Raw genomic sequence first — 11,414 nt, 5'->3', positions numbered from 1 at the left:
GCCATCGTTCGGCTGCGCTGCATCGACAGCAGTTCTTCCCGCTCGGCTTCGCTCAGATTCATTTTGCCCATGCACCATTAGATCAGTGCAATTTCATTGGTTCAATGGACTAGGAGCGTCGATCTGATGCCGATGGGACCCGGTAAATATCATGCAAATACTCATGCCAAATTTTTTCGTAGTCCGCGTTATGTGTCGAACTGTCCCTGGAAGCATTACAACCGGACGAGACCGTATGCGCCCTTGACCTCGTCGCCGTCCGACCCAATCGAATAACGACGGATACCGCCCATTGGCGCGGCAGTCTTTCCCTGCCGGTAAACCCATGTACAATCGCGCGCCATGAACGCACTTCGCCGCTTCCTGCTCCGGCAAGGCGTCGCGCGACAGCTTCTGTGGGGGTTCCTCCTTGTAACGCTGCTGTCCCGGGCGCTGATGTCGAGCGCCATAATGCTCGACCCGGACGGTCCGGATGCGGGCTCGGTGGCGCTGTGTTCCGGGCGCGGCCCGCTGATCGTCGACGCGGCAGCACTCGCCGCCCGATTCGATGCGGATGCGCCGATCACGCCGGCCAACGATGCGTTCGCGCTCGCCGGCGCGCTGAAGCATGATGCCCATGCCGGCAACGCAGCGTCGTCCGCCGGCGGCGACGGCCTCTGCGCATTCGGTGCGGCGCTGTTCACGGCGCTGGCGTCGGTCGTGCTGCTGGCTCTGTTGTTTCCCGTCGCGGCACCTCGACGGTTCCGGATTCATTTCGACATCCCTCGCGTGGTGCGGTCAATATTCGACGATCGCCCGCCCTGCCGCGCCCCTCCTCTGTTCTGCTGATCGATTTGCCTGACGGCCCGCGTACGTCGACGTGCGCGGATCGTCACGCCGTTCGTTTCACATCATCCGATTCAAGCGATCACCCGACAGCGCCCGCCGCTCTGGCGACGTCGCCATGCGCGCCATGACCGTCCGCGCATGACGTGTCGTCGTCCGTGCCGCCACCGTGCGCACGCGGGTGTGCCGCGCGTCGACGGCGGCCGGCCCCGGGCCGGCCCGATCGATCGACGAGCACGAGGAGCTGACACCATGTCGACCACCGTCTTGCGGGCCCTCTCGCCCGCCCAATCCGCCCACGCCGGCTACCGGACGCTCTGGCGCCGGCACTTCCATGCCGGCTTGTTCAACACGTTGCCCACTTCCATCATGAAGCGACTTTTCCCGATCCATTCGTTCGCCGGGCGAATGGCATGCGGCATCGCGCTCGCCGTGGCCGCCGCGAATGCATGTGCTGCCGACGCCCCACCCTCGGCCGCCACGCAGATCGCGCAACTGCTCTCCCGTACCTACGACGGCCCCGGCAGGCGTGTCGTGACCGAGGCCGTCGCCCTTGCCGGCAAGTTCGCGATCGCCGACTGGACGCAGCGCGACATGGCCGGCCGTGCGCTGCTGCGCGTCGTGAGCGGCCGCTGGACGATCGTCACCTGCGGCGGCGCTGCGTTGAAGGATCCCGCGTGGCTGAAGGATGCCGGCGTGCCGCCATCGGATGTGCACGTGCTGCTGTCCCGTCTCGCGGATGCCGAGCGGCCGATGCGTCCGGTCACGGTCGCGCGTTTCGACCGATTCCGCATGCCTTCCGACGTGTCTTCCGCATCGGGTGCCGCCCCGCATTGACGTCACGATCCGGCGTGCCGTGGCCGCGGCACGCCGGGAATCCTCCCGATTCCAATCAACCGAACCAGAGCTTTTTGATGAGCATTCGACACCCCCGGAAAGCGTGGCTTGCTCCCGCATGCATCGCGATCGCGATGACCGCGCAGGCCGAGCCCGCCGCACAACCTGACGCCGAGCGCGACGATGGCGAGCCTGCCGATATGCGCGGCGGCCACACCCACGCCGCACCGAAGGCCGATCCGATCTCGACCGGGACCGGCGACTCTACCTTCGTACTCGGCACCATCGACGTAAGCGGCACGCGTACCGGCGCATTGACGTCGAGGAACATCCTGACCTCGGTCGATCGCGTCGACGCCGAGCATCTCGAGAACCAGAACGCGCGCAGTCCATGGGAGCTGTTCGGCCAGTTACCGGGCGTGCTGCTGACTGATTTCAACCAGGGCACCACTTCAGGCAAGCTGTCTTTTCGCGGCTTCAACGGCGAGGGCGAGATCAATGCGGTCAAGCTGCTGATCGACGGCGTGCCGTCGAACAGCAACGACGGCAACATGCCGTTCATGGATGCCGTGTTTCCGCTCGAAATCGACTCGCTCGAGACGGTGCGCGGCACCAACGACCCGCGCGACGGGCTGCACGCGATCGCCGGCAACGCGTCGATCGCGACACTCACGGGTGGCACCTACGCGCGCGGCCGGATCGGCTATGGCAGCTACGACACGTTCGATGCGGAAACGGTCGCCGGCCATGAAACCGACACGTTCTCGCAGAACTACGCGTTCGGCTACCGCAAGTCGGACGGCTATCGCGATCACTCGGGATCGGACAAGGTTGGCGTGGCCGGCAAGTGGTTCTACAGCCCGACAGCCGACGTACGCGTCGGTTTCTCCGCACGCTACGCGCGCGTGTCGGCTGACGAGCCGGGCTACCTGAGCGGTGCGGACGCCCGCGCGAATCCGCGCACCTCGTATGCGTTCAACTCGACCGATCAGGCAACTCGCGAAACGGGGCAGTACGCGCTGTCCGCCGACGTTAATCTCACGAACCGGCTGTCGTGGTCGACGATCGCCTACCTGAACACGTTTCGCGAGCGCCGCTGGGTCACGTTCTCTTCGGCGGCCAGCCAGCAGGAGCGTTTCGCCGACGAGCGACATCTCGGCTTCCTGAGCACCCTGACGTTCCGTCCGCGCGTGAGCGGGCTGCGCGATTTCGCGCTGGAGGCGGGTGTGAGCGGCGAGTGGCAGGACGATGTCAGCCGCCGCTGGCTCACCGACCGCCACGTGCGCACATCGCAAACCCGCGATCAGGCGTTCTCGTACGACACCTGGGGCGCGTACGTGCAGGCCGTCGTGAAGCCGGTCGAAGCGCTGAAGATCGTGCCGGCCTATCGCGTCGACGTGTTGAGCGGGCACCTCACCAACAACCTGAACGGCGCGCGCTACGACATGAACGGCTACGGCGTGATCGGCCAGCCGAAAATCAGTGCGGTCTATACGCCGTGGCACGGCTACAGCGTGTATGGCAACTACGGTCGTTCATTCCAGGTCGGCGTCGGTGCCGGCGCGTACAAGATCCCGCCGCGCACCGGCGATCTCGCGCCGTCGATCAACGACGGCTGGGAACTCGGCGTGAAATTCCAGCCGGCGGACTGGCTTGACGGCCGCGTTGCTTACTGGGAACAGCTCGCGACCAACGAGGTGCGCCGCAAGCTGAACGACCCGACCGGCGACTACGACAATCTCGGCAAGACGAAGCGCCACGGGGTCGATCTGCAAGCCAACCTGCGGGTGGCGCGGGATGTCGGGCTGTGGTTCGGGTACACGTACCAGATGGCGCGCATCGTCGATCCGGGGCCTGCGAGCCCGGCGAGCGCCGGCAAGCAGGTCGATCACGTGCCGAACCATCTGTTGTCGGCCGGGATCGACTGGCGGGCAACGCCCGAGCTCGACGTGTCGGCATGGGGCAATGCGCAGAGCGCGTACTACCTCGAGCAAACCAACTCGACCGGCCGCTTCGGCGCGGCGGTGACCGTCAACACGCGAGCCGCCTATCGCGTATCGAAGCGGGCAACCGTCGAGCTGCAGGTGACGAACCTGTTCAACCGGTTCAACGAATACGTCTGGTACGACGGCTCGCAGGCACTGCATTCGCCGGCGTCCGGCCGGGCCGCGTTCGCGTCGCTGACCGTGCGCTACTGAAACGTCACGGCATGCGTTCAATCGAAACAGGGAATTTCCGCATGGTTACGATGGCATGGCACTACACGGTCATGTTGCACTTCGAGTCCATCATCATGAGCGAAGTCATCATGCCGAAAGCGCTCGACATGGCACCGGAGGCGAAGCCTGTCGCGTGGTTTTCGCGCAATCCCTACTGGGAGAAAACGGCCAACGGACGGGCGATCGACCCGGGCACCGGTGATCGCGTGACATTGACGATGTGGCAAACGCGCCAGGCCGGCGGTGGACTCGTCCGCTTCGGGATCGACGCGACGAAGCTGCTTCACGATCAGGCTCTCTGGCGGCGGGCGCGGATCGAGGACACGGCACGCGACGCGCTCGTCGCAGCAGGCGTGCGTCAAGGCGCGGATCCGCTCGAATGGTACGGATCGGTCAAACCCGTTCCGGTCGAGCGGCTCGTCATCGAGTCGCTCGACGATACGTACCGCTGGCAGACGTTCAAATGGTAGGCGCATGCCGGTGCGTATCGGCACCGGCATGCTCGTTCGCCGTGCTTACTTCGCCATCGTTCCCGGCGCCTTCACCGTGCACTGCGCGGTGACTTTCTCGCCGTCGCCGAACGTGAAGGTGAGCGGCAGCGTCGTACCGACCTTCAGCGGATGCGTCGGCTGCTCGAGCATCACGTGATAGCCGCCCGGCGCGAACGACAGCGTGCCGCCGGCCGGTACCGTCGCCTTGTCGACCATCACCATGGTCGACGTGCTTCCGTTCGATTGTGTCTGGTGCAGCATCGCCATGCCGAAAGCATCGCTGTCGACGCCAGTCAGGTCGATCGGGTTGCCGCTGCTGTTCTTCACGTTGAAGAAACCGCCCGACGGCAGATTGCCGGGCATCCCGCGAATCCAGCAGTCGGAGACGGCGACCGATTGTGCAGGCGCCGCATGCACGACCGGCGACAATGCGGCGACGGACAGGTAAGCGAGCGCAGCAAGCGTTGTTTTCGTGATATTCATTGTCGATCCTCTGTCATGAAGGGTTGGATAACGAAGGGGCCCCTCCCCCGGCCTTGTTCCGTGGGCAAACGTATCGTCAGGACGCGCCCGCCGTCGGCGCGGTATGGCCCAGCAACGCTGCAAGCGCCAGGACCGCGACCATGACGACGGCCTCGACGGCAAGCGCCCTGTCGAAGCGGCGTTGCGCGGCCGGATAACCCGTGTCGTGCCGTTCGGCACGCAAGCGCAGATCGGGCAATACGACCAGGCGGTTCCAGCCGCCGAGCAGCGCCGCGAATGCGACGCACGTGAGCTTCGCCGCGAGCACGCGGCCCCAGGCTATGCCAAACAGCGCCGCGCCGGTGTGCACCGTATCCTGCAGCACGTTGTAGAGCCCCGTGACGAGCACGACAGCGAATGCCCCGGTCGCGAGATGGGAGAGCGCCGAGCAGAACGCAGCCGTCTGCTGCGCCGGAACGCGCGCGGCCCCGGTACGCCCGAGGCACCGCAACAGGGCCGTGGCGGCGATCACGCCGCCGGCCCACATCGCGGTCGCGAGTACGTGCGTCAGGTGCACCGCTTCACGCCACGAAAAGTCGCCGCCATCGGCCGCGTGACCCATGGCCGCCTTGCCGGCGGCCCAGAGCAGGATGCCCGCGGCGCACGGCACGGCGTCGCGGCCGCGCGCGAAGATGCCCGCCGCGACGAGCAGCGCGCCTGAACATCCGATCGACCAGGCGACACCGAAGTGCGATTCCGTGAGCACGGCGACGACGGCAGGCCCGGCGTCGCCGAGCGGCGAGCCGCTCATCACGGCGGCTTGCAGCCAAAGATAGCCGAACGCCGTCAGCGCAAGCGAGAGGCCGAGCGCAGCACGCACGACGCGCAGCGCCCGCTGGTCGAACAATCCGATGCGCCGGTCGATGGCGCCGCACGCGAGCAAGCCCGCTGCCGTGGCGAGCAGCAGGTCCTGCACGGCGGCCAACGCGATCTGTGCGTCGACGAGCACGCCCACGGCTATTTCACCGTGAACGCGTAGTGCCCTTGCGTCCGATGGCCGTCGAGCGCGACGGCCACCCATGCGACCGTGTAGACGCCCGGCGCGAGCGGATTCAGCGCGACGGACATGTGCTTGCGGTTCGACGCATCGACCTCGGCCTTGCCGTTCGTGACGGCGTGGCCCTGCGCATCGGTGACGGCGATCGAGCTGAACGCGGGCTCGAGCCCGTCGTCGAAATCGATCGCGACTGTCTTCGGCGCGCCGGTCACGGTCTCGCCCGCGGACGGCGCCTGATGCGTCGGGAACGCATGGGCATGCGCGAACTGCGCGCCCGCGAGCAGCAGCGCGGCGGCGGCCGCGCGCAGGGTGGTCAGTCGGTTCATGGCGTTTCTCAGTCGATCAGAACAGCGGCTTGCCGAGCGAGCCGGGGAACAGGTCGTCGAAATACAGATGCGCATCGAAGATCACGCCGACGTGATTGCCGCTCGCGCGATTGACCGGAATCTGCGCCTCGACGCCGAACTGCCCGTAACGATTGAGCCATAGTACCCCCGGATTGATCGTCCCGGTCGTCTGGCCCGAACACGCGCCCGCGGTGCAGGTGCTCATCGGCGCCTCGACGACGAACACCATGTTGCTGAGCGGCTGCGGCAGGCCGAGGTTCTTCACCTGCTGCTGCAGGTACGGGATGCTGTACTGCAGCGTCAGGCCCCAGCCGAACGAATTCGGCCCCTGGTCGGACGACGCGGTGGTCAGGTTCGGCCCGAGTTCGGCCGTCAGCGCGAGCGGGCGCAGGTAGCCGAGCGACGCCGGCAGGTCGCCGAAGCCCTTGCCGAGGTAGACGGTCGGCGTGAACGTCGAGTACGGGTTCGCGATCGACTTCGCGCCGGTGCCGCCGATTTCGGTTTCCAGGCCGACCGACGCCATGAACTCGTGCGCGGCATTCGTGTAGACGAGGTACTTCACGCCAAGCGTGACGTTGTCCCACCCCTTCGCGGAGCCGCCGTTCGGGTCGTTCTGCGACACGTACTGGCTGGCGACGCTGAATGCGAGGTTCTTCGTGATCAGCTTGTCCCACTCGTACGACACGGTATTGACGTTCATGTTGTCGCCATTGTCGTCCGGCGACTTGATATGGCCGAACTGCATGTCGAACTCGTCGCCGACACCGGGGTCGTCCACGGTCAACGTGGCAGGAAAGACGCGGTCGCCGACCACGGCGTGCGCATTGGCGAAGGAAGCATGGGAAAGGCCGGCGATGGCGGCCAGCAGCACGGCACATGCGCGGGGCGCGTGCCGTTCGTTCAAGCGGGGCATGTTGGGTGTTCTCCGGTTGTCGTTCGATGCCGTCGCGCACGTGCGCGACGCACGGCCGCTCGCTCCAGTCGCGAAGCGGCGGCTTGTCAGGCAGAAAAATCAGACGAGCTCAGGAGAACGCGGGAGGCGCGCGCGATTGCGCGACCGTGTGGACGAGGCTGATGCGTGCCGGATTCGAGGCCGCTACGACCGGCCTCTGCGAGCCGGGACGCAGAGCTGCGAGCGCGACGGCATGCCCCGGCAAGGCAGTCGCGTGAGCGACGAAACTGCAATACGGGCAAGCCTGCCAGTGCGCCTTTGCCACGTGCGAAGGCTTGCCGTCATGCGCGGCCGACACCTCGTCGACGCTGGCCGAGCAATAGACGGTGAGTGCGTCGACCAGCCGGTGGCGCGACATCATCATCTGCGAAACCGCAGGGGCGAGCGCCATCATCAGGATTGCGATCAATCCGATCAGGCTGCCGGGTTTGCGGAAACGGGCGACGTACATGACGCGCGGAGACGATGACGTGAGATGTGAAGGACGGCGATTATGCCATGCTGAAATCAGGATCAAGCTCTTGAAATATTTCGGTAAACGAATGCGATATTTCTGAATGTAATTTGAAAGAATGCGGGTCGGGCACCTTCGCGAATGAAATCGACTTTTCCGTTTCTTCGAGGTATAAGCGGTGCTGATTTATCTTGAAGCAGACACAACGGGAAACCGGTGAGATTCCGGTACGGTCGCGCCACTGTGTCGGGACAGCGATTTGAAATCGCAGTCGGTCCCGAAGCCAGACCTCGTTATGCACCTGCCCCTTCACTATTCGGAACGCGTGCTTTCCGGGAGATTTTCGATGCTTGACCGATTCACCCAGATTTTCAACGACTCGAATCTCAGCGTACGGCGGAAGTTGCTGGGCATCTATGGCGTGCTGATCGCCATCAACGTGCTTGCGTGGGTATGGGCCCTGGTGGCGTTCCATGCCTATCCGGTCCTGCTTGGCACCGCGATGCTCGCATACGGCTTTGGGCTCCGACATGCGGTCGACGCCGACCATATCGCCGCGATCGACAACGTCACGCGCAAGCTGATGCAGGAAAAGAAGCGGCCGGTCGCGGTCGGGTTCTTCTTCTCGCTTGGCCATTCGACCGTCGTCGTACTCGCATCGATCGCGGTCGCACTCGCGACCACGGCGATCCAGAGCCGGTTCGACAACTTCAAGGCGATCGGCGGCATCATCGGCACGGCCGTTTCAGCGTTTTTCCTGTTCGCGCTCGCGCTGATGAACTTCATGATCCTGCGCGGCATCTACCGTGCCTGGCGTCACGTCCGCAGTGGCGGCGCATACGTCGACGACGATTTCGACATGCTCCTCGCCGATCGCGGCTTTCTCGCGCGGTTGTTCCGCCCGCTGTTCCGGCTCGTGACGCGGAGCTGGCACATGTACCCGATCGGCTTCCTGTTCGGCCTCGGTTTCGACACGGCGACCGAGATCAGCCTGCTCGGGATCGCCGCGACACAGGCGGCGAAGGGCCTGTCGCCGTGGGCCATCATGGTTTTTCCGGTGCTGTTCAGCGCGGGGATGTCGCTCGTCGATACGCTCGACGGCCACCTGATGCTGGGCGCTTACGGCTGGGCTTACCAGAAACCGCTGCGCAAGATCTACTACAACATGACGATCACCCTCGTGTCGATCGTGGTGGCACTCGTCATCGGCGGCATCGAGGCGCTCGGCCTGCTCGCCGATCAGTTGGGTCTGAAGGGCGCGGTGTGGGACGGGGTCGGCACCCTCAATGACAACTTCGGCATACTCGGTTACATCATCATCGGCATCTTCGCCGTCAGCTGGATTGCATCGATCGTGATCTATCGTGTGAAGCGCTTTGACGAAGAGTTGTTAAACCCGCGAACCTAACCGGACAACGCCGGGCGGATGTTTCCGCCCGGCCTTTCGCAACGTCCTTGAGCGCGAGCACCGATACCCCGCCTCATCGCTCCGTCAACGGACCGGAAACGCCTTTCCCCGCTGCAAAATGACCTTCGTCGAGCACGGCCATCAATCGGCACAATCTGGCGTGCGCAATACAAGCTCGCTATCAAAGCGGCTACGCTGCAATCCTGTGTCTCACCCATGCACCTCCCCAGTACTTTGACCCCGCGTCGAGCGAGCTTTCTTGGTCTCCTGTCCGGCATCTACAACCGTTGATCGTATCTTTCGCCGAAACCCGTCGGCGGTTGCTCCGAGTCCGGAGATTCCCGACACTCGTAGTCACCCGGATAAAACCACTGACGTTTCAGCGTTGAAACATCGAGCCCTGCTGGCCGCGTCGCGGTGCTCGTGGTGCATCCGTGCGAGACCTGTCGGACAGATCAAGTGACCTTTCGGGCCGGTCGCTGGCTGGCCTTGAAGAGTCGCCGCCCCCTTCAGTCAGTAGCCTCCTTGCATCAACGCTTGCCGGAGCAGGTTGCAGGGATGAAACAAGACAGGCCCGTCGGGTGTTTCACACGACATCGACACCTGGCTTTTCCTTAGGATGCGTACATTGGCACGAATCTGGCATCGTACCTTCGGGCCTGCCAGACAGCGTGAATTCGGTCGATGAATCCACGTGTCACCGCCGAATTGCCATTTCGACGCCCATAAACAGGCTGCCTTGTACACCAGATCCTGCTTGCCAGTTCAATGGGTGTCGAGTGCTCGGATCGCGATTTAAATGCAGGATTACAGATTAAATAAAACCAAGGGGTCGATATGAAGTTTGCGTCGCGCCATGGAGCCCGCCTCCGCGCCCGGATGCGCCCCGCCGCCTGTGCGGCCATCCTCGCCGGCGCGACGCTCGCCTGCGCCGGTGCGTATGCCGATGTGCCGGTCGACGCGCAACCCGAAGCACCCGAGGCCGACCTGGCGATCCAGGCGCAGCCGACCAACATGTGGACCGGCGTCTGGACCCGCCAGAACCTGCTCGGCGACATGGGCGGCATCCGCCCGTGGCTCGGCAAGTACGGCGCGACGCTGCAGATCACCGAAACCAGCGAATACCTCGCGAACCTGCGCGGCGGCCTGAACCGCGGCGGCACCTACGACGGACTGACGACGGCCACCTTGACGGTCGACACGCAGAAAGCGATCGGCCTGGCCGGCGGCACCTTCAACGTCAGCGCGCTGCAGATCCACGGCACCAACCTGAGTGCACGGAACCTCGGCACGCTCAACACCGCGAGCGGCATCGAGGCGCAGGACACGACGCGCCTGTGGGAGCTGTGGTACCAGCAGTCGTTCCTCGACAAGCGCGTCGACGTGAAGATCGGCCAGCAGAGCCTGGACCAGGAATTCATGGTCAGCACGTATGCGAACACGTTCGTCAACACGATGTTCGGCTGGCCCGCGCTGCCTTCGTACGACCTGCCCAACGGCGGCCCCGCGTACCCGCTCGCGGGCCTCGGCGTGCGCGTGCGCGCGCAGATCACGCCGAAGCTCACCGCGCTCGCGGGCGTGTTCGACGGCGATCCGCTCGGCAACAACCCGAGCAACCTGAGCGGCACCAACTTCAACCTGCACAACGGCGCGCTCTACATCGGCGAGCTGCAGTACGCGCTGAACCAGCCGGCCGACGGCGAAATGGACACCGGCCACTCGAACGGGCTGCCGGGCACCTACAAGATCGGCGTCTGGTATCACAACGGCCGCTTCGCGGACCAGAACGTGGGCACCGACGGGCTGTCGCTCTCGGATCCCGCATCGAACGGCGACGCGCAGCAGCATCACGGCAACTACAGCTTCTACGCGGTGGCCGACCAGATGATCTGGCGCCCCGACCCGAGCGGCGCGAAAAGCCTCGGCGTGTTCGCACGCGTGATGGGGGCGCCCGGCGACCGCAACCTGGTGAGCCTGTCGGCCAACGCGGGGATCGTGCTGAAGGCGCCGTTCGAAGGCCGTGACAACGACAGCGTCGGCCTCGGCGTCACGTACATCCAGGTCGGCAGCCACGTGACCGACCTCGACCAGACCGCGCGGATGTTCGCGACCGGCCCGTACGGCGTGCGCACCCGCGAGACGACGCTCGAGGCGACCTACCAGTACCAGGTCAACCCATGGTGGATCGTCCAGGCCGACGCGCAGTACACGTTCAACGCCGGCGCCGGCCAGAACCCGAGCGACGCGACCCAGCCGCTGCGCAACACGTTCGTGCTCGGCGCGCGTACGACGATCACGTTCTGAGCGACGCGCCCACGCTGCCCATTTTTCGCGCGCCGCCCGCACGGCGCGCTCCCCAGGA

Annotated in this window: 11 protein-coding genes and 1 riboswitch; of the genes, 6 read left to right on the top strand and 5 right to left on the bottom strand. The window is 65.0% G+C overall.

What is annotated here, in order from left to right:
- Positions 1–342: 342 nt before the first annotated feature.
- The 4 genes from HWX36_RS11270 (at position 343) to HWX36_RS11255 (ending at position 4,351) form a co-directional block, all read left to right on the top strand.
- On the top strand, positions 343–828 hold the full coding sequence (locus HWX36_RS11270; RefSeq protein WP_175952156.1) for a hypothetical protein: 486 nt from the start codon (positions 343–345) through the stop codon (positions 826–828).
- Between the two features lie 366 nt (positions 829–1,194).
- Positions 1,195–1,662 carry a copper uptake system-associated protein gene (locus tag HWX36_RS11265; RefSeq protein ID WP_347879209.1) on the top strand — a complete coding sequence of 156 codons (468 nt, stop codon included), beginning with the start codon at positions 1,195–1,197 and terminating at the stop codon, positions 1,660–1,662.
- Between the two features lie 77 nt (positions 1,663–1,739).
- Entirely contained in the window at positions 1,740–3,860 is a 2,121-nt protein-coding gene (locus tag HWX36_RS11260; protein WP_175952155.1) for a TonB-dependent receptor, read from the top strand.
- A 41-nt stretch (positions 3,861–3,901) separates the two neighbouring features.
- Positions 3,902–4,351, top strand: coding sequence for a hypothetical protein (locus HWX36_RS11255; protein ID WP_175952154.1), 450 nt, complete (start codon positions 3,902–3,904; stop codon positions 4,349–4,351).
- 45 nt (positions 4,352–4,396) lie between these two features.
- On the opposite strand, the gene HWX36_RS11250 is transcribed toward HWX36_RS11255, so the two are convergent.
- From HWX36_RS11250 to HWX36_RS11230, 5 genes are all read right to left on the bottom strand, one after another.
- A complete protein-coding gene (locus HWX36_RS11250; RefSeq protein ID WP_175952153.1) occupies positions 4,397–4,855 on the bottom strand; it encodes a copper chaperone PCu(A)C in 459 nt (152 codons plus the stop codon).
- Between the two features lie 76 nt (positions 4,856–4,931).
- The gene (locus HWX36_RS11245; RefSeq protein ID WP_175952152.1) at positions 4,932–5,849 is read right to left on the bottom strand and encodes a CopD family protein; all 918 of its coding nucleotides are present in this window, start codon (positions 5,847–5,849) and stop codon (positions 4,932–4,934) included.
- Positions 5,850–5,851: 2 nt separating this feature from the next.
- The gene (locus tag HWX36_RS11240; protein WP_175952151.1) at positions 5,852–6,217 is read right to left on the bottom strand and encodes a copper resistance protein CopC; all 366 of its coding nucleotides are present in this window, start codon (positions 6,215–6,217) and stop codon (positions 5,852–5,854) included.
- A gap of 16 nt (positions 6,218–6,233) precedes the next feature.
- A complete protein-coding gene (locus HWX36_RS11235; RefSeq protein WP_175952150.1) occupies positions 6,234–7,151 on the bottom strand; it encodes a hypothetical protein in 918 nt (305 codons plus the stop codon).
- 109 nt (positions 7,152–7,260) lie between these two features.
- Positions 7,261–7,707 carry a DUF2946 domain-containing protein gene (locus HWX36_RS11230; RefSeq protein ID WP_175952149.1) on the bottom strand — a complete coding sequence of 149 codons (447 nt, stop codon included), beginning with the start codon at positions 7,705–7,707 and terminating at the stop codon, positions 7,261–7,263.
- A 95-nt stretch (positions 7,708–7,802) separates the two neighbouring features.
- Positions 7,803–7,955: riboswitch (cobalamin riboswitch) on the top strand.
- A 35-nt stretch (positions 7,956–7,990) separates the two neighbouring features.
- Here HWX36_RS11230 and HWX36_RS11225 point away from each other — a divergent pair.
- Both HWX36_RS11225 and HWX36_RS11220 read left to right on the top strand, forming a co-directional pair.
- On the top strand, positions 7,991–9,052 hold the full coding sequence (locus HWX36_RS11225; protein WP_175952148.1) for a HoxN/HupN/NixA family nickel/cobalt transporter: 1,062 nt from the start codon (positions 7,991–7,993) through the stop codon (positions 9,050–9,052).
- Positions 9,053–9,889: 837 nt separating this feature from the next.
- Complete coding sequence (locus tag HWX36_RS11220; RefSeq protein ID WP_175952147.1) at positions 9,890–11,356, top strand: carbohydrate porin; 1,467 nt, start codon at positions 9,890–9,892, stop codon at positions 11,354–11,356.
- Positions 11,357–11,414 lie beyond the last annotated feature (58 nt).

Origin of the sequence: Burkholderia sp. BCC0405 (assembly GCF_902833075.1) — a bacterium.
Classification (GTDB): domain Bacteria; phylum Pseudomonadota; class Gammaproteobacteria; order Burkholderiales; family Burkholderiaceae; genus Burkholderia.
This window is presented reverse-complemented; position numbering and strand designations above follow the sequence as displayed.

Excerpts from the sequence above, each read along its gene's own strand:
- HWX36_RS11270 (WP_175952156.1), top strand. The coding sequence starts at position 343 with ATGAACGCACTTCGCCGCTTCCTGCTCCGGCAAGGCGTCGCGCGACAG.
- HWX36_RS11265 (WP_347879209.1), top strand. The coding sequence starts at position 1,195 with ATGAAGCGACTTTTCCCGATCCATTCGTTCGCCGGGCGAATGGCATGC.
- HWX36_RS11260 (WP_175952155.1), top strand. The coding sequence starts at position 1,740 with ATGAGCATTCGACACCCCCGGAAAGCGTGGCTTGCTCCCGCATGCATC.
- HWX36_RS11255 (WP_175952154.1), top strand. The coding sequence starts at position 3,902 with ATGGTTACGATGGCATGGCACTACACGGTCATGTTGCACTTCGAGTCC.
- HWX36_RS11250 (WP_175952153.1), bottom strand. The coding sequence starts at position 4,855 with ATGAATATCACGAAAACAACGCTTGCTGCGCTCGCTTACCTGTCCGTC.
- HWX36_RS11240 (WP_175952151.1), bottom strand. The coding sequence starts at position 6,217 with ATGAACCGACTGACCACCCTGCGCGCGGCCGCCGCCGCGCTGCTGCTC.
- HWX36_RS11235 (WP_175952150.1), bottom strand. The coding sequence starts at position 7,151 with ATGCCCCGCTTGAACGAACGGCACGCGCCCCGCGCATGTGCCGTGCTG.
- HWX36_RS11225 (WP_175952148.1), top strand. The coding sequence starts at position 7,991 with ATGCTTGACCGATTCACCCAGATTTTCAACGACTCGAATCTCAGCGTA.
- HWX36_RS11220 (WP_175952147.1), top strand. The coding sequence starts at position 9,890 with ATGAAGTTTGCGTCGCGCCATGGAGCCCGCCTCCGCGCCCGGATGCGC.